General features: G+C 66.9%; 19 protein-coding genes and 2 tRNA genes. 6 read left to right on the top strand and 15 right to left on the bottom strand.

The window, feature by feature from the left end; translation table 11 throughout:
- Positions 1–4: 4 nt before the first annotated feature.
- On the bottom strand, positions 5–874 hold the full coding sequence (lipA, locus tag KBY71_RS06835) for a lipoyl synthase (RefSeq protein ID WP_254928205.1): 870 nt from the start codon (positions 872–874) through the stop codon (positions 5–7).
- A gap of 102 nt (positions 875–976) precedes the next feature.
- Between lipA and KBY71_RS06840 the strand changes: the two genes are divergently transcribed.
- A tRNA-Pro gene (locus KBY71_RS06840) sits at positions 977–1,050 on the top strand.
- 24 nt (positions 1,051–1,074) lie between these two features.
- Here the strand turns inward: KBY71_RS06840 and cobJ are convergent.
- Both cobJ and KBY71_RS06850 read right to left on the bottom strand, forming a co-directional pair.
- Positions 1,075–2,892 (bottom strand): precorrin-3B C(17)-methyltransferase, encoded by a 1,818-nt coding sequence (cobJ, locus tag KBY71_RS06845; RefSeq protein WP_254928193.1) that lies wholly within the window; start codon positions 2,890–2,892, stop codon positions 1,075–1,077.
- Positions 2,889–4,340: a hypothetical protein gene (locus KBY71_RS06850; RefSeq protein ID WP_254928194.1), complete on the bottom strand. Its 1,452-nt coding sequence runs from the start codon at positions 4,338–4,340 to the stop codon at positions 2,889–2,891. Before KBY71_RS06850 ends, cobJ begins: the two co-directional genes overlap by 4 nt.
- A gap of 453 nt (positions 4,341–4,793) precedes the next feature.
- Between KBY71_RS06850 and psaA the strand changes: the two genes are divergently transcribed.
- Together psaA and psaB are read left to right on the top strand one after the other, a co-directional pair.
- Complete coding sequence (gene psaA, locus KBY71_RS06855; RefSeq protein ID WP_254928195.1) at positions 4,794–7,097, top strand: photosystem I core protein PsaA; 2,304 nt, start codon at positions 4,794–4,796, stop codon at positions 7,095–7,097.
- A gap of 19 nt (positions 7,098–7,116) precedes the next feature.
- Entirely contained in the window at positions 7,117–9,324 is a 2,208-nt protein-coding gene (psaB, locus tag KBY71_RS06860) for a photosystem I core protein PsaB (protein WP_254928196.1), read from the top strand.
- Positions 9,325–9,437: 113 nt separating this feature from the next.
- Here the strand turns inward: psaB and KBY71_RS06865 are convergent, their stop codons facing one another.
- From KBY71_RS06865 to KBY71_RS06875, 3 genes are all read right to left on the bottom strand, one after another.
- Positions 9,438–9,773, bottom strand: a complete 336-nt coding sequence (locus KBY71_RS06865; RefSeq protein WP_254928197.1) for a hypothetical protein — start codon at positions 9,771–9,773, stop codon at positions 9,438–9,440.
- Between the two features lie 133 nt (positions 9,774–9,906).
- Entirely contained in the window at positions 9,907–10,398 is a 492-nt protein-coding gene (locus KBY71_RS06870; protein ID WP_254928198.1) for a photosystem I reaction center subunit XI, read from the bottom strand.
- A gap of 49 nt (positions 10,399–10,447) precedes the next feature.
- A complete protein-coding gene (locus KBY71_RS06875; protein ID WP_190388774.1) occupies positions 10,448–10,564 on the bottom strand; it encodes a photosystem I reaction center subunit VIII in 117 nt (38 codons plus the stop codon).
- A 90-nt stretch (positions 10,565–10,654) separates the two neighbouring features.
- On the opposite strand from KBY71_RS06875, the gene KBY71_RS06880 reads away from it, so the two are divergent.
- Positions 10,655–11,131, top strand: coding sequence for a HEAT repeat domain-containing protein (locus tag KBY71_RS06880; protein ID WP_254928199.1), 477 nt, complete (start codon positions 10,655–10,657; stop codon positions 11,129–11,131).
- Here the strand turns inward: KBY71_RS06880 and KBY71_RS06885 are convergent.
- Both KBY71_RS06885 and KBY71_RS06890 read right to left on the bottom strand, forming a co-directional pair.
- Positions 11,095–12,057: a glycosyltransferase family 2 protein gene (locus KBY71_RS06885; protein WP_254928200.1), complete on the bottom strand. Its 963-nt coding sequence runs from the start codon at positions 12,055–12,057 to the stop codon at positions 11,095–11,097. The genes KBY71_RS06880 and KBY71_RS06885 overlap by 37 nt on opposite strands.
- A gap of 25 nt (positions 12,058–12,082) precedes the next feature.
- Complete coding sequence (locus KBY71_RS06890; RefSeq protein WP_254928206.1) at positions 12,083–12,790, bottom strand: C40 family peptidase; 708 nt, start codon at positions 12,788–12,790, stop codon at positions 12,083–12,085.
- 86 nt (positions 12,791–12,876) lie between these two features.
- On the opposite strand from KBY71_RS06890, the gene KBY71_RS06895 reads away from it, so the two are divergent.
- The gene (locus KBY71_RS06895) at positions 12,877–13,848 is read left to right on the top strand and encodes a serine hydrolase (protein ID WP_254928207.1); all 972 of its coding nucleotides are present in this window, start codon (positions 12,877–12,879) and stop codon (positions 13,846–13,848) included.
- A 23-nt stretch (positions 13,849–13,871) separates the two neighbouring features.
- Here KBY71_RS06895 and KBY71_RS06900 read toward each other — a convergent pair.
- Together KBY71_RS06900 and alr are read right to left on the bottom strand one after the other, a co-directional pair.
- Positions 13,872–13,960: transfer RNA gene (locus KBY71_RS06900), tRNA-Ser, on the bottom strand.
- A gap of 19 nt (positions 13,961–13,979) precedes the next feature.
- Positions 13,980–15,146, bottom strand: coding sequence for an alanine racemase (gene alr, locus KBY71_RS06905; RefSeq protein ID WP_254928208.1), 1,167 nt, complete (start codon positions 15,144–15,146; stop codon positions 13,980–13,982).
- Positions 15,147–15,256: 110 nt separating this feature from the next.
- On the opposite strand from alr, the gene KBY71_RS06910 reads away from it, so the two are divergent.
- Positions 15,257–15,757, top strand: coding sequence for an HNH endonuclease (locus KBY71_RS06910; RefSeq protein WP_254928201.1), 501 nt, complete (start codon positions 15,257–15,259; stop codon positions 15,755–15,757).
- A 5-nt stretch (positions 15,758–15,762) separates the two neighbouring features.
- On the opposite strand, the gene prfA is transcribed toward KBY71_RS06910, so the two are convergent.
- The 5 genes from prfA to truA form a co-directional block, all read right to left on the bottom strand.
- A complete protein-coding gene (prfA, locus tag KBY71_RS06915; protein WP_254928202.1) occupies positions 15,763–16,860 on the bottom strand; it encodes a peptide chain release factor 1 in 1,098 nt (365 codons plus the stop codon).
- 107 nt (positions 16,861–16,967) lie between these two features.
- Positions 16,968–17,276 carry a 50S ribosomal protein L31 gene (gene rpmE / locus KBY71_RS06920; RefSeq protein WP_254928203.1) on the bottom strand — a complete coding sequence of 103 codons (309 nt, stop codon included), beginning with the start codon at positions 17,274–17,276 and terminating at the stop codon, positions 16,968–16,970.
- A 32-nt stretch (positions 17,277–17,308) separates the two neighbouring features.
- Positions 17,309–17,710 (bottom strand): 30S ribosomal protein S9, encoded by a 402-nt coding sequence (gene rpsI, locus KBY71_RS06925; RefSeq protein WP_094560068.1) that lies wholly within the window; start codon positions 17,708–17,710, stop codon positions 17,309–17,311.
- Positions 17,707–18,159 carry a 50S ribosomal protein L13 gene (gene rplM / locus KBY71_RS06930; RefSeq protein WP_254928204.1) on the bottom strand — a complete coding sequence of 151 codons (453 nt, stop codon included), beginning with the start codon at positions 18,157–18,159 and terminating at the stop codon, positions 17,707–17,709. Before rplM ends, rpsI begins: the two co-directional genes overlap by 4 nt.
- Before the next feature lie 82 nt (positions 18,160–18,241).
- A complete protein-coding gene (gene truA, locus KBY71_RS06935) occupies positions 18,242–19,162 on the bottom strand; it encodes a tRNA pseudouridine(38-40) synthase TruA (RefSeq protein ID WP_254928209.1) in 921 nt (306 codons plus the stop codon).
- Positions 19,163–19,185 lie beyond the last annotated feature (23 nt).

A 19,185-nucleotide genomic window follows, 5' to 3' on the forward strand; every position in this document is an offset into this window, starting at 1 on the left:
CGGCTTAGCGGGGATGCTCCCGCATCAGCCGCTGCACTTCGCCGGCGTGGTAGCTGCTGCGGGTGAGCGGGCTGCTCACCACCTGCAGGAAGCCCAGTTCCGTTTCGCCATGGGTCCGGAACGCCTCAAATTGCTCCGGGGTCACGAAGCGATCCACCGGCAGGTGCTTGGGGCCCGGCGAGAGATATTGGCCGATGGTGACGATGTCCACCTGGTGGCGCCGGAGATCGGCCATCACCTCGAGCACCTCCCCGTCGCGTTCACCCAGACCGGTCATCAGGCCTGATTTGGTGTAGGTGCGCGGCCAGCCCTCGCGCACCCGCTGCAGCAGCTCCAGCGAGCGCTGGTACACCCCTTGGGGCCGGGCCTTCTTGTAGAGCCGAGGCACCGTTTCGATGTTGTGGTTGAGCACGTCGGGCGCCGCCGCCATCACCGTCGCCAAGGCCTGCCAATCGCCGCAGAAATCGGGGATCAGCAGCTCGATCGTGGTGAGAGGAGAGCGCTGGCGCACCTCGGAGATGCAGGCCACAAACTGGCGGGCGCCGCCATCGGCCAGGTCGTCGCGGTTCACCGACGTGATCACCACGTGGCTCAGGCCCAGCCGCGCCACGGCTTCCCCGAGTCGTTGGGGTTCCGTGGCGTCGAGCTCCCGCACGCTCTTGTCGAAGTCGATGTCGCAGTAGGGGCAGGCGCGGGTGCAGCCCGGCCCCATGATCAAAAAGGTGGCGGTGCCGCCGGCGAAGCACTCACCGATGTTGGGGCAGCTGGCTTCCTGGCAGACGGTGTTGAGCTTGAGATCCTGCAGCAGGTCGGCCACCTCGCCGATCCGCTCCCGCTGGGGGGCCTTGACGCGCAGCCAGTCGGGTTTGAGCAAGGGGCCGGGAGAAAGGCAGTTGGGAACTTTAGAAACCGATCGGGATCCCAGCCCCAGGATCGCGGTCTGGGTGGCGGCGGCCATCCCCTAAAGTCGCCCCATCGGGATGTAGCGCAGCTTGGTAGCGCACTTCGTTCGGGACGAAGGGGCCGCAGGTTCGAATCCTGTCATCCCGATTTTTCTTTGACTCAGCCCCTGATTCAGCTGAGCTCGGCCCCCGGGTATCCCCGCGGGGTCACCATGCGCCCGTCCTGGGCATAGCTGGTGCTGTTGCCCACCAGCACCAGGGTGAGCATGTCCACCTGCTCCACCGGCAGCTCTCCGAGGCTGTGCAGGCTTACGGCCTCGTCGGCCCGGCCCAGTTGGCGGGCGATGGCCACGGGGGTCTCCGCCGGCCGGCCCTCCAACAGCAGCTCTTGGGCCCTGGCCAGTTGCCAGTCCCGTCCCTGGGAGCGGGGGTTGTAGAGCGCCACCACGAAATCGCCTGCGGCAGCGGCCTGCAGCCGGCGCTCGATCACGGCCCAGGGGGTCAGGCGGTCGCTGAGGCTGATGGTGCAGAAGTCGTGCATCAACGGGGCCCCAGCGCGGGCCGCGGCCAGTTGCAGGGCCGAGATTCCCGGATGCACGACGAAGCTGGGGCGGCCATCCGCGGCTTGGGCCAGCCACAGTTCCAGGGCCAGCCCGGCCATGGCGTAGATCCCGCTGTCGCCTGAAGACACCAGGGCCACGTTCAGCCCCTGGCTGGCCAGCTCCAGGGCCAGGGCGCAGCGGGCCCGCTCTTCGGTGAGCTGGCCATCCCAGCGCAACTGATCGGGTCGCCGCAGGGGTTCGAGCAGGTCGAGGTAGAGCCCATAGCCCACCCACACGGTGGCTTCGGCCAGTGCTCGCCGGGCATCGCCCGTGAGGAGATCCAGGCTGCCTGGCCCACTGCCCACCAGGTGCAGCTGGCCGCGCTGGGGAGCCCATTGGCTCTCCGCCAGGGCGATGGCCAGGGTGGCGGCTCCCTGCTCACCGCTGCCGGCGCGCTCGATGCGTTTGGTCTGGAGGAGCTGTGCTTCGGGGCCGGCAGCCAACAGGGCCGCGGCTTCCGCCACGCTGGCGGTGCCCATCTCCTGGGCCACGGCCGTGGAGGGATTGGGCACGGGCACCGCGGCCAGGCGTGGTGCGTCAAACCAGCGCATGGGCCAGTGCCGCTGCGCGGCCAGGGCCAGCAGGGCCGGTTCATCGGCCTTGCGGTCGATGCTGGCCAGCCCGGCCACCGCTTCGGGGGCCAGTTGGAGGTCGGCCAGGGTTTGATCGACCAGCCGCTCCAGCAGGCTGAGGCTGGTGTGGCGTTCACAACCCAGCCCCAACCAGAGGCTGGGGGGGTGCCAGCGGCAGCCATCCCCGCTGTGGATGTCCACCACCATGGCTGGAGTTGCCGTGGCGTTCGCTGGGGCAGCTTGCAGACCAGCAGCGGCGGGCAGATCCAGCCAGCGCCGACTGCCGTGGCGTGCCTCCACCAGGAGCGGTGCGCTGTCCCGGGCCGCCGCCTGCATCAGACCACTCCAATCGCCCTGGCCGCGCTGCCAGCCCCAGGCCTGGCCAAAACTGTCGAGGTTCAGGCGGCCCATGGCGGCCGTGGCTCCAGTCAGCACGGCCTGGCCGCCGAGGCTGGCCGCGATCCGTTGACTGAGCTGTTCCGCGCCGGCGGCGTGCCCCCCCAGCAGCGGGATGGCAAACCGGCCCTCAGGGTCCACGACCACCACGGCCGGGTCCCTGTCCTTGCCGCTGAGCAGCGGGGCAATCAACCGGGTGACCAGCCCGCAGGCCCCAACCACCACAAAGGCGCTGGCGGACGACCATTCGCGCAGCAGGCAATCCCGCGGGGCCGGTTGGTCGTGCGCTCCCACGTGGCGATCGAGCAAGCCGGCCTGCTGGAGCCGTGTCAGCACCGCCGTGCTCGCCGAGCTGAAGCCCAGCCCCCAGATACCAGCCCGGGGACCTGCGGCAGGAGGAGTTGGAGGGAGTTGACTCACGCGCCCAGCTTCTGGCGCAGCCCGGCCAGGGGGCCGCTGGGGCGGGGCTTCAGCAACGAGCCGTCAGGATTCACCTGGTTTCGAGCAGATCCCACCACACTGCTTGACGGCACGATCCGGTCGGGATTGGCCGTTGGGGCAGCCGGGACGGTCGCCGCCCGAGGGGGAGCGGGGCTGGTGTCTTCCGGGGTGGGGCTGGGCTCGAGAGGGGAGCTGGGCTCGGTAAGGGGCGCCCCAGCCGGTTCGAGGTCCGTTACGACAGCCTCTTCGCGGTTCTGGTCGAGGTCTTCTTCGATTGGGGCCGCGGCCGGGGGCGGCAGGACTTCAGGTGTTGGCTCCGGCGTGGGCTCCGGAGCCGCTGGCGGTTCGGGTCGGGGCTCTGCTTCCACGGGTGGTGCCACGGCTGGGGCCACTGGGGGGACCTGCGGGGGGGCCGTGGGTTCGGTGGGGGGGGTGGGCGCAGCTGGGGCCTCTGGCGGGGCTGTGCCCAGGAGTTGGGCGAGGTCGCTGGCCGTGAGGCGGCCCTGCTGCCAGATCGGCCCTGGGGCGCTGGGGTCGAGCACCAGCTCTGTTACCAGGCTGTTGAAGGGAGGGTTCAGCGCGTCGCCGCGGCCATCCACCAGCTCCAGCAACAGGCTGTTGCTGCCCCTCTCCCAGCCCTTGAGCCAGAGGGGGGCGTTCTGATCCACCAGAAAGCTGTCGCCGTTCACGGTCACCCGCAGACGCCAGCTGCCGTCGTTGTCCCGCAGCCCCTGCAGCGGGGTATCGAGCAGGAGCCAATCGAGCAGCACCGGTTCCCGGGTGGCCGGGGACGCGGGGCTCACCACCAGCAGCTGGGGAGTGCCGGGCTGGGGAATGGCGAGGGGGTTGGCCGCAACCCGGTGCACCCGGATCTGGGCCGCGGCGCCTGGGCTTTTCACCGCTTCTCCCCAGGGACGGGCCGCATAGGCGGTGATCCTGTGGCTGCCTGGACTCAGGGCGGGCAGCTCCACCTTGAGGCCGGTGACGGGCAGGGGGGGCTGGTCGTCGACCAGCACCACCACATGCGGTCCGAGGCCCAGGGGACCGGCGTCCACCAGCGGCCAGTCCCGCACCTGCAGTTGCAGGGTCACGGGGCCGCCCGGAAGCACGGCCCCATCCCGCGGCGCCAGGATCGACACCTGGGGGTTGTGATCGGCCAGGGAGGCCTGAAGTTGTTGCACGGCAGCGGGTGGGGCCACTTCCTGCAAGCGGCCCGCTGGCCCTTCGGCCCTGAGGGGAACCTCAGCCCCAGGTTGGGCTCGGGGTGGGGAGAGCCGATCGCAGCCGGCCGGGAGCACCAGCACGGCGACCAGGGCCAGGTGCAGCAGACCCAGGCGCAGCAGGGACGCGACTCCACTGCGCCAGTGGCCGAGGCGCCCGAGGCCGTCGCCGGGAAGGGCTCGATGGGTTGCGCTGCCTGCGCCCACGCTGGGTTACTCAGCTGTTTCTCAGGGCATTCTGCTGGCCAGGGCCACCCCGGGAATCCGAAGCCCTGCCGCCGCCAGCACGGAGCGCCCTGGCCAACAACATTGGCGCGTTAAGTAATAACGAGATCGGCAAAAGATGCCCGATCTCGATGATTCTTTCTGTTCTGTAAAGCCCAGTGCTGGCCTGGGAAGCGCCGGGATTGAACCTTTGTAACTGCAGCCCAAAAGTCCTCGGAAACGGCCTCTATACTTCCGCCAGCGGTCCCCTATCTGGGGCCCCAAGCTCCAGTTGTGGCAAGCGGTTTCACGGTTTCGTGGACTTCTTTCCCGCTGGTGCCCATGGGTGGTTCGGAAGCTTCGGCGTCCGGCCCCCATGGGGCCCACTGGTAGGCCCTCCGGCCTGCCTCAGGGGTGGACCCACCACCTCGACCCCGTCCCTCGAGGAACGTCTCGATGACCATCAGCCCACCAGAGCGTGGGGAAAAGGCGAAGGCCATGGTCGACCGGAACCCCGTTCCGGCCACCTTCGAACTGTTCGGCAAGCCCGGCCATTTCGATCGCAGCCTTGCCAAGGGTCCCAAAACCACCACCTGGGTTTGGAACCTCCACGCCAATGCTCACGACTTCGACAGCCACACGAGCGACCTCGAAGAGGTCTCTCGCAAGATCTTTTCGGCTCACTTCGGCCATCTGGCCGTCATCTTCATCTGGCTGAGCGGCGCCTTCTTCCATGGAGCGCGCTTCTCCAACTACACCGGTTGGTTGACCGACCCCCTGCACGTCAAGCCTTCGGCGCAGGTGGTTTGGCCGATTTTTGGCCAGGAAATTCTCAATGGCGATGTGGGTGCCGGCTTCCACGGCATTCAGATCACATCCGGTCTCTTCCACGTGTGGAGGGCCTGGGGCATCACCAACGAAACCCAGCTGCTGGCCCTGGCTATCGGCGCTCTGGTGATGGCCGGCCTGATGCTCAATGCGGGCGTCTTCCACTACCACAAGGCAGCTCCCAAGCTTGAGTGGTTCCAGAACGTTGAGTCGATGCTCAACCACCATCTGGCCGGTCTGCTTGGCCTGGGCTCCCTGTCCTGGACAGGACACCTGCTGCATGTGTCCCTGCCCACCAACGCGCTGATGGAGGCCATCGACGCCGGCAAGCCGCTGGCGCTCAACGGCAAGACCATCGCCACCTACGCCGACATCCCCCTGCCCCACGAGTTCCTGAATCAGGACGTGATTGCCCAGCTGTTCCCCGGTTTCGGGGCGGGCATCTCAGCCTTCTTCACGGGCAATTGGGCGGCTTACAGCGATTTCCTCACCTTTAAGGGTGGGTTGAATCCCGTGACCGGCAGCCTCTGGATGACCGACATCGCCCATCACCATCTGGCGATTGCGGTGCTGTTCATCGTGGCCGGCCACATGTACCGCACCAACTGGGGCATCGGCCACAGCATCAAGGAGATCCTCGAGGGCCAGAAGGGCGATCCCCTGCTGTTCCCCGCTCCCAACGGTCATGACGGACTCTTCGAGTTCATGACCACCAGCTGGCACGCCCAACTGGCTGTGAACCTGGCTCTGCTGGGCTCGCTGACCATCATCGTGGCCCAGCACATGTATGCGATGCCTCCGTATCCCTACATCGGCATCGACTACCCCACCCAGCTGTCGATCTTCACCCATCACACCTGGATCGGTGGCTTCCTGATCGTTGGTGCCGGCGCCCACGCCGCCATCGCGATGATCCGCGACTACGACCCCGCCAAGCACGTGGATAACGTGCTCGACCGGGTGCTCAAGGCCCGCGATGCCCTGATCAGCCACCTCAACTGGGTGTGCATTTGGCTGGGCTTCCACAGCTTCGGCCTCTACATCCACAACGACACCATGCGTGCCCTGGGTCGCCCCCAGGACATGTTCAGCGACTCCGCCATTGCCCTGAAGCCCGTCTTCGCGCAGTGGATCCAGGGACTTCACGCCGCCGCCGCCGGTAGCACCGCTCCCAACGCCCTTGCGGGTGTGAGTGAGGTGTTCAACGGCGCCGTGGTGGCCGTGGGTGGCAAGGTGGCCGCCGGTCCGATCCCCCTGGGAACGGCCGACTTCATGGTCCACCACATCCACGCCTTCACGATCCACGTCACCGTGCTGATCCTGCTGAAGGGTGTGCTGTACGCGCGGAGCTCCCGCCTCGTCCCCGACAAGGCAAACCTGGGCTTCCGTTTCCCCTGCGACGGCCCCGGCCGTGGCGGCACCTGCCAGGTATCGGCTTGGGACCACGTGTTCCTTGGCCTGTTCTGGATGTACAACTCCCTGTCGATCGTTATCTTCCACTTCTCCTGGAAGATGCAGAGCGACGTGTGGGGCACCGTCAACGCTGACGGCAGCGTCCAGCACATCACCAACGGCAACTTCGCCCAAAGCGCCATCACCATCAATGGTTGGCTGCGGGACTTCCTCTGGGCCCAGGCCGCACAGGTGATCAACAGCTACGGCTCGAGCTCCAGTGCTTACGGTCTGATGTTCCTGGGAGCCCACTTCATCTGGGCCTTCAGCCTGATGTTCCTGTTCAGTGGCCGCGGCTACTGGCAAGAGCTGATTGAGTCCATCGTCTGGGCTCACAACAAGCTGAGGGTTGCCCCCGCCATCCAGCCGCGGGCGCTCTCCATCACCCAGGGCCGTGCTGTCGGTGTCGCTCACTATCTGTTGGGCGGTATCGCAACAACCTGGGCATTTTTCCTGGCCCGCATCGTCGCGGTCGGCTGACCTTTCCTGACCTTTCCCAATGGCAACGAAATTTCCTTCGTTCAGCCAGGGTCTGGCACAGGACCCGACAACCCGCCGTATTTGGTACGGCATTGCCACGGCTCACGATTTCGAGAGCCACGACGGCATGACCGAGGAGCGGCTTTACCAAAAGCTGTTCTCCACCCACTTCGGTCACCTGGCCATCATTGGCCTCTGGGTTTCGGGCAACCTGTTCCATATCGCCTGGCAGGGCAACTTTGAGCAGTGGGTCGCCGATCCGCTGCATGTCCGTCCCATCGCTCACGCGATCTGGGATCCCCACTTCGGCCAGGGCGCGATTGCCGCCTTCACCCAGGCGGGCGCCTCCTCTCCGGTGAACATCGCGTATTCGGGTCTGTACCACTGGTGGTACACGATCGGCATGCGCACCAACGCCGAGCTTTACCAGGGTTCCATCTTCATGATGATCCTGTCGGCCTGGGCCCTGTTCGCTGGCTGGCTCCACCTGCAGCCCAAGTTCCGGCCTTCCCTGGCCTGGTTCAAGAACGCTGAATCCCGGCTGAACCACCACCTAGCGGTGCTGTTCGGTTTCAGCTCGATCGCCTGGACCGGTCACCTGGTTCACGTGGCCATCCCTGAGGCCCGTGGTCAGCACGTGGGTTGGGACAACTTCCTCTCCGTGCTGCCGCACCCCGCCGGTCTGGCTCCGTTCTTCACCGGCAACTGGGGTGTCTATGCCCAGAATCCCGACACTGTGTATCAACAGTTCGGTACGGCTGAAGGTTCCGGCACCGCGATCCTCACCTTCCTCGGCGGGTTCCACCCCCAGACGGAAGCCCTGTGGCTCACGGACATCGCCCACCACCACCTGGCCATCGGTTGCATCTTCGTGATCGCCGGCCACATGTACCGGACCAACTTCGGTATCGGCCACTCGATCCGCGAGATCCTCGAAGCCCACAACCCGCCCAAGGGCACCCCTGGTGACCTCGGCGCTGGCCACAAGGGTCTCTACGACACGATCAACAACTCCCTGCACTTCCAGCTCGGCCTGGCCCTGGCAGCTCTGGGTGTGGTCACCAGCCTGGTGGCCCAGCACATGTATGCGATGCCCTCCTACGCGTTCATCGCGAAGGACTACACAACGCAGGCTGCGCTGTACACCCACCACCAGTACATCGCCATCTTCCTGATGTGCGGTGCGTTCGCCCACGGTGCGATCTTCTTCATCCGCGACTACGACCCGGAAGCCAACAAGGACAACGTGTTGGCTCGGATGCTCGAGCACAAGGAAGCCCTGATCAGCCACCTGAGCTGGGTCTCCCTGTTCCTTGGTTTCCACACCCTGGGTCTCTACGTCCACAACGACGTGGTCGTGGCCTTCGGTACCCCCGAGAAGCAGATCCTGGTGGAGCCCGTCTTTGCCCAGTTCGTCCAAGCCGCTTCCGGCAAGGCGATGTATGGCATGGATGTGCTGCTCTCCAACTCCGCTAGCGCCGCTAGCACGACCAGTGCGGTCTATCTGCCCGGTTGGATCGACGCCATCAACGGTGGCAACGACCTCTTCCTGCAGATCGGTCCTGGCGACTTCCTGGTGCACCACGCCATTGCGCTGGGTCTGCACACCACCACCCTGATCCTGGTGAAGGGTGCCCTGGATGCCCGGGGTTCCAAGCTGATGCCCGACAAAAAGGACTTCGGCTATTCCTTCCCCTGCGACGGCCCCGGCCGTGGCGGCACCTGCGACATCAGCGCCTGGGACGCCTTCTATCTGAGCGTCTTCTGGGCCCTGAACACCGTGGGCTGGGTCACCTTCTACTGGCACTGGAAGCACCTCGCCATCTGGCAGGGCAACGTGGCCCAGTTCAACGAATCCAGCACCTATCTGATGGGCTGGTTCCGCGACTACCTGTGGCTCAACTCCTCCCAGCTGATCAACGGCTACAACCCGTTTGGCAGCAACAACCTGGCCGTCTGGTCCTGGATGTTCCTGTTCGGTCACCTGGTGTGGGCCACCGGCTTCATGTTCCTGATCTCCTGGCGTGGCTACTGGCAGGAACTGATCGAGACCATCGTTTGGGCCCATCAGCGCACTCCGCTCGCCAACCTGGTGGGCTGGCGCGATAAGCCCGTCGCTCTCTCGATCGTTCAGGCTCGCGTGGTGGGCCTCGCCCACTTCACGATCGGCTACATCCTCACGTACGCCGCCTTCCTGATCGCCTCCACCTCGGGCAAGTTCGGCTGATCCTTCAGCCCTTGCCCTCTCCTTGAGGGACGACCCAACCCCGGCGTAAGCCGGGGTTTTTTATTGGCCGCTTCTGCCCATCGACACCGAGATGGGCCTAGGGCCGCCCTCCCCTAACGGCTGCTGGCCGCTGGGTAATTCCGTTCCACATACGCCTGCTCTTCGCAGCGCAGTTCGTTGCCATCGGTTTGGGCCCGTTCGCCGTGGAGGCAGGCCACGGTGGATTGGTGCCCTTCACTCCAGCCACGCCGAAGGGCCACCGCGGCAGCTTGCGCGGCGGCGCGCTGGGCCTGCTTCTGGGCTGCACTGGGCACTGGGCCCTGGGGCGCGGAGGTCACGGCCTTGGGTTTGGAGACTTCCCTGCCGCAGGCCGTGAGCAACAAGGCTGCGCACAACAAGCTTGCCGCCAGCTTGTTGGGGTGAGGGTTGTCACGGCTGGAAGGGGACATGGCGCCCTGTTTCGTCTCCTTCCATTGTTGGGCCCGATTGGAGCCGTGTCACAGGGCGGCACCAGGCCAGCGTCGGCCCATGAAAAAAGCCCCGCCTGAGCGGGGCTTTGCGTACCGGGGGTGGCAGCTGAGTTCAGCTGACGCTCCAGACTCCACCAGCGATGTTGACCAGGGGAGACACAATCGCCGTTCCTGCGAGGAACCAGGCAAAGGCCGCGCCGCCGCAGCCTCCGAGCCAGAAGCCACTGGCAAATTCAGCCCAGCCAGCCTTGGTGAACAGATCCGCAGGCGGATTGTCGATGGTGGCGTCAGAGGGCTGAATGTTCGGGCCGTTGCCAGCGGTGCCGTAGATCGACAGGCAGACGGTCAGGATCGACACCAGGCCGATGGTGGCCAGGAGGCCAGCGGTGCTGGCGTACTCGGTGAGCCGCAGGGGGCCGCAGATGGTGAACGGTCCGTAGAGGAAGAAGCCATGGGCCATGCCCACTTCCAGCCCGCGCCGATTGGGCGAAAGGGACGGACGGTAGGCCGGCAGGGCATTCAGAAAAGCCCGGCTGAAATAGCTGCTGTTGACGGGGGTGGCCAGATTGCCGACGCAGGGGTCGGCCACGGGGGTCACGGTCATGGTGGCGGGGAAGGATGCGGTGAGGAAGGGCAATGGCTCCGTGAGGAGCTCAATCGCGCGCTTCGATCACGTTGAAGAGCAGGGCCATGGCCACGGCTGGGCCGAGGATTCCCACCAGGGGTACAAACACTGAGGGCAACCAGGCGGCAGCGAATTCTCCAGTCATGGCGCGGGCCAATAGCAACCTTCGGTACTGTAAGGAGCTGCCCCAAGACAGCCCCAATGGCCTTCCTGGGGCGACATAAAAGTTCAATCCATGCACCCCTCCCTGCTGGCCGGTTCGGCGGCCGTTCTGGTTGCCCTGTATTGGGTTTTGGCCCGTCGTCGCCCCTCCCTGACCGCGACCATCGACACCCAGGCCATCGCAGCCTTGAACCGCGCCCAGATCGCCCTGATGGCTCCAGCGCAGGCGGCCAGTGAGCCTTCGCTCCAGCCGGTGCCGTGTCTGGATGGGATGGTGCCGCTGCCCGCCACCGCCCGGGAGCGTGCTGCCTTTCGGCACCGCTTAGCCGAGCAGTTGGCGGGAGACAGCGCCCAGCGACTGGCGGCTATGGAGGCGGCCCGGCGCTGGGGAACCCGCCAGAGCCTGCCCCTGCTCTATCGGGGCCTGCGGGATGTGGATCCGGCGGTGGTGTTGGCTGCAGCCCAGGCCATGGAGCGCTTCCGGGGACGCAGCAGCACTCGGCCTGCGCTCCCTCAGGCGTTGCCGCGCAACGTGGCGCGCACCCGGTAGATCGGCCGCCCCTGACTTTCGTGGTAGGTGCGCATCTGCAGCTCCGCCAGCAGGCCAAAACAGAACAGCTGGACCCCCGTCAGAAAACTGAGCAGGGCCATCAGCAGCAGGGGCCGATCGCCGATGTCACTGCCCAGTAGCAGTTTTTCACCGACGAGCCAGAGGCCGACCATCAGGCCCAGGCCCATGGCCGCCAGCCCCCCGAGCCCGAACACGTGCATCGGCCGGGTGAGAAAGCGCTTCATGAACCACACGGTGAGCAGGTCCATCAGCACCCGGAAGGTGCGATCCAGGCCGTATTTGCTCTGGCCAAACCGTCGGGGGTGGTGATTCACCTTCACTTCGCTGATGCGCGCCCCTTCGATGAAGGCCAGGGCTGGCAGGAAGCGGTGGAGTTCGCCGTAGAGGTTCAGGTCACTCACCACCTCACGGCGGTAGGCCTTGAGGGAACAGCCGTAGTCGTGCAGCCGAACGCCGGTGACCCGGGCGATCAGCCGATTGGCGATCCGGCTCGGCAGGAGGCGTTGCACAGCGGCATCCTGGCGCTGGTGACGCCAGCCACTCACCAGGTCGTAGCCCTGATTGAGTTCGGCCAACAGCAGGGGTATGTCGGCCGGATCGTTCTGCAGGTCGCCATCGAGGGTCACGATCACGGCCCCGCGGCTGGCATCGAACCCCGCCGCCATGGCAGCGCTCTGGCCGTAGTTGCGCCGTAGGAGCACTGCCACCAGTTCCGGCACCGTGGCCGCCAGTGCGCTGAGCACCTTGGCGGTGCCGTCTTTGGAGCCGTCATCCACCAGCACCAGCTCGAAGGGCAGATCGAGCACCCGCACGGCGGCCAGCAGTTGGTCCACCAGCTGGGGCAGGCTCTCCTCCTCGTTGTAGAGGGGCACCACCACGGAGAGTTCCGGCACGGGCTGGCTCATCTCCATCCTGTTTCTGGCCGCGACCCTAAGCGGGCAGCGGGCTGCCGTCATGGCTGTGCATCACCCGTCCGGCGCCGCGCAGTTCGAGCCGGTAGTGGCGGGCCACCGGATCGGGATTGTGGGGCGCGAGGGTGTCAAGGCCAATGCCGTTGCGGCCGTGGGCGCTGCCGGAGCTGTGCAGGTAGCTTCCCGCCCCCAGGTGCAAGCCCACATGGGTGCAGCGCCGGGCGGACCCGAAGAAGATCAGGTCTCCGGGGGCCAGCAGCTGGGTCTGGCCCGGTTGCACCGCCACAGATTGGCAGAAACGCTCCTGCAGGTAGGCATCGCGGGGAATCCAGATGCCGGCGCTGGCAAAGGCCCGCTGGATGAGGCCCGAGCAGTCGTAATCGGGCCCCAGGCTGCCGCCCCACAGATAGGTGTTGGGGAGCTGCCGGGCTGCGTTGGCAAACGCCAGCACCTGGGGCAGCCGCCGGGCGATGGCACTGCGCGGCAGGCATGGCGCATGGGGCCGGTCACTGGCCACCGCCCGTCCCAGCAGCGCGGCCGGATCCATCCAGCCGGGGTAGCCATCCTCCAGAAGCCGCACCCGCAGCCGTTGGCCGGGGGTGGGTGCGCGCTCGGGGGACAAGATTTCCAGGTGTCGGCCAGCCCAGGCCTGGGTGGCGAGTCCTGGACCCTGGGGCTGGCTGTGCAGGTTGATCGGCCCGCTGAGGCGCCAGATCGTGCCGGCCATCAGCCATTCGGGGGCCGCTGCAGTGCCGCGGGCCAGGTGGAGCGGGTCGATGGTGCCTAATGTCCCCACAACGTTTGCCGGCGGTGATGGCGTTCTACAGCCCAGATCCGGCCATGGGCCAGATCCTGGCCGACCTGGTGCGTGCCCTGGAGCTGGAGGGGCGCCCTGGACTGGCCCAGCAGCTTTCGATCACCTGGCTGCGTTACGACCAGTCCCTGGTCGGCCGTGCTGCCGATCTGGCCCCGGAGCAGTTCTGGGCGCTGCCGGTGCAGGGGGCGAGCTGGGCCGGCGACCGGCCGCGCTACCCCGCCAGCGTGGTGAAGTTGGTGTATCTGGTGGCGGCGGAGGCCTGGCGTCAGGCCGATCTGCTGGAGGAGACACCAGAGCTGCGGCGCGCCCTGGCCGACATGATCCGCGATTCCAGCAACGATGCCACGGGGCTGGTGCTGGATCTGCTGAGCGGCACCACCAGCGGCCCGGCCCTGCCTCCGCAGCGGATGGCTCCATGGGTGGAGCAGCGTCAAGTGGTGAACCGCTGGCTGGCGGGCCTTGATTGGCCGGAGCTCGAGGGCTGCAATGCCTGTCAGAAAACCTGGGGGGATGGCCCCTATGGCCGCGAACGGGAGTTTTATGGCGCCCAGCTGGAGAATCGCAACCGCCTCAGCACCGACGCCGTCGCCCGTCTGCTGCAGGGGGTGATGGCGTCGGCCCTGGTGTCACCGCCGGCCGGTGCACGCATGCGAGCTCTGCTGGCCCGCAGTCTGGATCCGGCCCAACGGGCTGCCGATCCTGAGAACCAGGTGGATGGGTTCATCGGCGCCGGGCTCACGCCCGGCAGCCGGCTCTGGAGCAAGGCTGGCTGGATGAGCCAGGCGCGCCACGATGCGGCCTACGTGGAGGCGCCCGGCGAGAACACGTCCCCAGGGGCATCGCCGTTCCTGTTGGTGGTCTTCAGCGAAGGGCAGGCCTGCGCCCGGGATACCCAGCTGTTGCCCGAGTTGGCAGCCCGTTTGGCCGCGGTCTGCGGCCATCCCCCAACCGAGGGGGGAAGGGGGTGAACCCTCCTTCAACCTGTTTCAAACGGAGAGGGAGGGATTCGAACCCTCGACAGATGTTGCCACCTGTAACTCCTTAGCAGGGAGCCGCTTTCAACCACTCAGCCACCTCTCCAGGGGGCCCGACGAGCTTATCAGTGAGCCCCGTCGTTGGGGCCATCCCAGGCCGCTTGGGCCGCGGTGAGTCGCGGCAGCCGGTGCTTGAAGCCGCAGAGGATTTCCCAGGGGATGGTCTGGCAGCGGTCGCTCCAGTCCGAGGGGGTGATCTGTTGGTCGCCGTCCCGGCCCAGCAAGGTCACCACCGAGCCCACATCCAGGCCCGGGCAGTCGGTCACATCCAGCACCAGCTGGTCCATGGTGATGGCCCCCACCTGGGGCAGGCGCTGGCCCTGGAACAGCACCTCGAGCTGGTTGGACAGCTGGCGGGGCACGCCATCGGCGTAGCCGATGCCCACCACCGCCAGGCGGCTGGGGCGGGAGGTGTGGAACCGGTGGCCGTAGCTCACCCCCACCCCGGCGCCCACGTCCCGGATCAGGCTGACCCGGGCATGCAGGGCCATGGCCGCCTCCAGGGGGATGGCGCCAGCCAGGTGGGCTGCCGGGCTGTGGCCGTAGAGGGCGAGCCCAACCCGCACCAGGTCGTAGTGGAGCCCGGCGCTGCGCAGGGTGCCGGCGGAGTTGGCCAGGTGCCGACTGCCGGCCTCCAGGCCCTGGTCCTGCAGGGCGCTCAGCACCGTGTCGAAACGCTGCTGCTGCTGTTGGGTGAGGCCGTCGTCCTCGAGGGGGGCGGCATCGGCGCTCGCCAGATGGGAGTACACCCCCCTGAGTTCAACGGCCTCCAGCTCGGCCAGGGCCGCCACCAGCCTGGGTCCCTCCTGCCAGTCGGCCCCCAGTCGTGCCATGCCGGTATCGAGTTTCAGCTGCAGGGCCATCGACCGGCCCTGGCCGCTGGCGAGGTTCTGGCAGAGCAGGGCTTCCCGCATGCCGCTGATGGTGGGCATCAGTTCCCAGTGGAGGCAACAGCGCAGTTCTTCCACCTGGCTGAGGCTGCCCAGCACCAGAATCGGCGCCTGGATCCCGGCCCGGCGCAGCTCGATGCCTTCGGCCAGGGTGGCGACCCCGCACTCGCTGGCCCCGCCGGCCAGGGCGGCCCGGGCCACCGGCACCGAGCCGTGGCCGTAGCCATCGGCTTTGACCACGGCCATCAGGCTGGTGCGGGAGCCGACGCAGCGTTTGAGGTTGCGGGCATTGGCGGTGATCGCCGCGGTGTCCACCTCCACCCAGGCCCGTTGGCGAGCCATCTCGGCTTCGGCGGCCGCACCGTTCCAGCTGGCCTGGGTGGCTTTGGTGGCCTGGGTCACGGATCCCACCGAAGATTGCGCCTAGCATGCCGCCCAACACGGGTGCTGGCATGGGCCACGTTCTCGTTCTGAATGCGTCCTACGAGCCCCTCAACATCACCACCTGGCGCCGTGCCGTGGTGATGGTGCTGAAGGGAAAGGCGGAGGGGCTTGAACACGATCCGGCCCGCAGGATTCGCGACGATACCTGGCTGCCCACGGTGATACGGCTGCGTCATTACGTGCGGGTGCCTTACAAGCAATTGCCGCTTACCCGCCGCAACCTCTTCCATCGCGATGGCCACCGCTGCCAGTACTGCGGCACCAGCAGCGACCAGCTTTCCGTGGATCACGTGGTGCCCCGCAGCCGGGGTGGCCTCGATACCTGGGAGAACGTCACCACCGCCTGCCTGCCTTGCAATGTGCGCAAGGGCAACCGCACGCCCCGGGAGGCGGGCATGCCCCTGGTCAGGCAGCCCCATCGCCCCCTCAGCAGCCTCAACTTCGAGGCCAGTCGCCACATCTCTGCTGGCTTGCATGGCGAGTGGGCCAAGTATGTGATCGGCACCTGAGCCGTTCAGCTGGCCACCTGCTCGGCCAGTTCCTCCAGTTGGCGGCTCTGGTCCGCGGCGATGCAGGCCCCGATCAGGTCGTGCAACTGGCCGTTGAGCACGGGTTCCAGGGAAAAGTTGCGGCCCAGGCGGTGGTCGGTGGTGCGGTTGTCTTTGTAGTTGTACGTGCGGATCTTTTCGCTGCGGTCGCCGCTCCCCACCTGGGCCAACCGGGCCGAACGCTCCTGGGCATTGGCTTCGGCGAGTTGGCGCTCGTAGAGCTTGGCCCGCAGGATCTCGAAGGCCCTTTCGCGGTTTTGCAGCTGGGAGCGCTCCTGGGTGCAGAACACCCGGATGCCGGTGGGTTTGTGCAGCAGGTCCACCGCCGTTTCCACCTTGTTGACGTTCTGACCGCCCGCCCCGCCGGAGCGGGCGGTGCTGATTTCAATGTCGGTGGGGTCGATCTGCACCTCCACGGGGTCGGCTTCCGGCATCACGGCCACGGTGGCGGTGGAGGTGTGCACCCGGCCCTGGGATTCGGTGGCGGGTACCCGTTGCACCCGGTGCACGCCGGCCTCGAATTTCAGCTGGCTGAAAACCCCGTCCCCCTGAATCGCCAGGATCAGTTCCTTGTATCCCCCCAGCTCCGCTTCGGAGGCGCTCACCGGCTCCACCCGCCAGCCCACGCTCTGGGCATACCGCTCATACATCCGGGCCAGATCCCCGGCCCAGATGGCCGCTTCATCCCCCCCAGCACCGGCCCGAATCTCCAGCATCACGCTGCGCTCGTCGCGGGGATCGCGCGGCAGCAGGGCCAGGGTGAGCCGGTCGCGCAGGGTGGTGATGGCGGCGGCCAGGCTGGCGAGCTCGTCGGTGGCGAGCTCTTCCATGGCAGGGTCGCCCCGGTGCTCCTTCAGCAGGGCGCGGGCCTCTTGCTCTTCCAGTTCGAGTTTCTGGAGTTGCTGGTGGTCCTGCACCAGGGGCTCCAGGCGGGAGCGCTCCCGGGCGATGGCCTGCAGCTGGCTGGGGTTGGAGGCCACGGCGGGATCGGCCAGCTGCCGTTCGAGTGTCTCGAAGGTGCGGCGGGCCGTTTCCAGACGCTCATGCAGCAGGGAGGGGTCCATCAGCGGGGCGGAGCGGGGGCTGGAGGGCTCCAGACAAGACAAAGCCGGATGCCCGAAAGCACCCGGCCAGGGGATTGGGGTTCAATCGCGATCAGGCCAGGCCGAGCTCAGGCTTCGGTGGCTGCAGGAGTGGCTTCTGAGGCGGCTTCATCGGCCGGTGCCTCGCTCTTGGCGGCCTTTTTGGCGCCTGAGCTGGAGCTGGCTTCGGCCCCGCCCATGCCGTACTTGCGCATGAAGCGGTCCACCCGCCCCTCGGTGTCGAGGATCTTCTGGGTCCCGGTGTAGAAGGGATGGTTGCCACTCCACACGTCGACGTGGATCTCGGGCGAGGTGGAGCCGGTGGTCATCACCACCTCTCCGTTGCAGATCACCTTGGCATCGGGGTACCAGGTGGGATGGATGTCGGCCTTGGGCATGGCAGGAAGGAGCTGATGGCGAAGAAAAGAAATCAGCGCTTGGAGAACTGAGGAGCCTTACGGGCTTTCTTCAGGCCGTACTTGCGGCGCTCCTTGGCGCGGGGGTCGCGGCTGAGGTGACCTTCAGTCTTGAGGGGCTTGCGGTTGTCGGGGGACAGGTCGCACAGGGCCCGGGCTGCGCCCTGCTTGATGGCATCGGCCTGGCCGGTCAGGCCCCCACCGCGCACGTTGACCAACAGGTCGTACTCGGCCGCCAAGCCGAGGGTTTGCAGCGGGGCTTTCACCGCCGCCAGGTAGACGGGGTTGTAGTTGAGGTAGTTGTCGCCGGGGCGACCGTTGATCGTGACGGTGCCGTTGCCGGGAACCACGCGCACGCGGGCGACGGCGGTCTTACGACGACCCGTACCCCAGTAGACGACTTTGTTGGTGCTCATTGGGCTGCGGTGGCGGGATCGAGGGCGAGAACCTGGGGCTGTTGGGCGGCATGGGGATGCTCGGTGCCCTTGTAGACCTTCAACTTGCGGAACAGCTGACGGCCCAGGGCGTTGTGGGGAAGCATGCCCTTGATGGCCTTCTCCACGATCCGCTCGGGGATCCGAGCCTGGAGGTGCTCGAAGGTTTCGGTTTTCATGCCACCGGGCCGGCCGGAATGGCGGCGGTAGATCTTCTGAGTGGGCTTGTTTCCGCTCACCTTCACCTTGTCGGCGTTGATGACGATCACAAAATCGCCGGTGTCGAGGTGGGGGGTGTAGCAGGGCTTGTTTTTGCCGCGCAGCACCTGGGCCACTTCGCTTGCCAGGCGACCGAGGGTCTGATTCTCAGCGTCCACCAGATACCACTGGCGGTCAAGGGAATCAATCGAGGGCAGGGGGGTCTTGTTCATGTCGCCTGATCAGGCACCGGCAGGCCGGAAGTTGGGGCAGGACAGCTGGTCGTTGGAAACCCAACGCCCGGTTTCAGTGACCTTACCGCCTGGCCTGCGCGCCCCCGGATGGCAGCGGCGCGGGTTGGGCGGACTGGACGGCTGAAGCAGGCTGGAGATCCGGTGAATCGGAGGTCTCGAGCTGAAACCGCGGTTGGCAATCATACCAGGCGGGTCTGGGGAACACCTCTGTGGGATAGCCCACCCGCAACAGGCACAGGCCCTGGGGCGGCGCGGCCTCCTTCACCTCCACCCTGCGGCACTCCCGCCAGCGGCGTTCGAAGGCCTCGCCGCTGAGCCTGCCCTCGCCCACCGCCACCAGCTGGCCCATCACGAGGCGCACCATGCCGTAGAGGAAGCCGCTGGCCTGCAGCTCCACCGTGATCAGATCACCCTGGCGCTCCAGCCGCACCTCCTGCAGGGTCGTGCGTCCATGGGCTCGGCGGCTGCCGGCCCGCTGGAAGGCCGAGAAATCGTGCTCCCCCAGCATGGCTTGGAGGGCCTGGCCCATGGCCTGGTCGTCGAGCCGTTGCTGGTAACGCTGCCAGCTCCAGGGGGCGAGGAACAGGTTGGGAGTGCGGGCGTTGAGGATCGTGTAGCGGTAGCGCCGGTAGGTGGCGCTGAAGCAGGCGTGCCAGGTGTCGGGCACCGCTGCGGCTGCCCGGATGCGAATCGAGGCGGGCAGCCGCCCGTTCAGGGCCTTGGCCCAGCGCTCCGGCGGGATGGGCCCGGCGCTGTCGAAGTGCACCACCTGGGCCGCGGCGTGCACCCCGGTGTCGGTGCGGCCCGCTGCCATGGTGCGAGCGGGTCCATGGGGCTCCAGGCCGGCGATCGCCCCTTCCAGGGTCTCCTGCACGCTGGGGGCATTGCGCTGGCGTTGCCAGCCGCAGAAGGCACTGCCGTCGTACTGGAGGCAGAGGGCGATCCGGCGCAGGGAACGGTTGGGGGGAAGGGCGGAGTCCATTAAAAAACCGCGGTGGATGGTCT

Source organism: Cyanobium sp. T1B-Tous (genome assembly GCF_024345475.1).
In the GTDB taxonomy this organism is placed as follows: Bacteria; Cyanobacteriota; Cyanobacteriia; order PCC-6307; family Cyanobiaceae; genus Cyanobium_A.

Excerpts from the sequence above, each read along its gene's own strand:
- KBY71_RS06880 (WP_254928199.1), top strand. The coding sequence starts at position 10,655 with ATGCACCCCTCCCTGCTGGCCGGTTCGGCGGCCGTTCTGGTTGCCCTG.
- rpsI (WP_094560068.1), bottom strand. The coding sequence starts at position 17,710 with ATGAGCACCAACAAAGTCGTCTACTGGGGTACGGGTCGTCGTAAGACC.
- KBY71_RS06865 (WP_254928197.1), bottom strand. The coding sequence starts at position 9,773 with ATGTCCCCTTCCAGCCGTGACAACCCTCACCCCAACAAGCTGGCGGCA.
- prfA (WP_254928202.1), bottom strand. The coding sequence starts at position 16,860 with ATGGACCCCTCCCTGCTGCATGAGCGTCTGGAAACGGCCCGCCGCACC.
- rpmE (WP_254928203.1), bottom strand. The coding sequence starts at position 17,276 with ATGCCCAAGGCCGACATCCATCCCACCTGGTACCCCGATGCCAAGGTG.
- KBY71_RS06895 (WP_254928207.1), top strand. The coding sequence starts at position 12,877 with ATGGCGTTCTACAGCCCAGATCCGGCCATGGGCCAGATCCTGGCCGAC.
- alr (WP_254928208.1), bottom strand. The coding sequence starts at position 15,146 with ATGGCTCGCCAACGGGCCTGGGTGGAGGTGGACACCGCGGCGATCACC.
- psaB (WP_254928196.1), top strand. The coding sequence starts at position 7,117 with ATGGCAACGAAATTTCCTTCGTTCAGCCAGGGTCTGGCACAGGACCCG.
- rplM (WP_254928204.1), bottom strand. The coding sequence starts at position 18,159 with ATGAACAAGACCCCCCTGCCCTCGATTGATTCCCTTGACCGCCAGTGG.
- truA (WP_254928209.1), bottom strand. The coding sequence starts at position 19,162 with ATGGACTCCGCCCTTCCCCCCAACCGTTCCCTGCGCCGGATCGCCCTC.
- KBY71_RS06885 (WP_254928200.1), bottom strand. The coding sequence starts at position 12,057 with ATGAGCCAGCCCGTGCCGGAACTCTCCGTGGTGGTGCCCCTCTACAAC.
- KBY71_RS06910 (WP_254928201.1), top strand. The coding sequence starts at position 15,257 with ATGGGCCACGTTCTCGTTCTGAATGCGTCCTACGAGCCCCTCAACATC.
- psaA (WP_254928195.1), top strand. The coding sequence starts at position 4,794 with ATGACCATCAGCCCACCAGAGCGTGGGGAAAAGGCGAAGGCCATGGTC.
- KBY71_RS06870 (WP_254928198.1), bottom strand. The coding sequence starts at position 10,398 with ATGACCGTGACCCCCGTGGCCGACCCCTGCGTCGGCAATCTGGCCACC.
- KBY71_RS06890 (WP_254928206.1), bottom strand. The coding sequence starts at position 12,790 with ATGGCCGGCACGATCTGGCGCCTCAGCGGGCCGATCAACCTGCACAGC.
- KBY71_RS06875 (WP_190388774.1), bottom strand. The coding sequence starts at position 10,564 with ATGACTGGAGAATTCGCTGCCGCCTGGTTGCCCTCAGTGTTTGTACCC.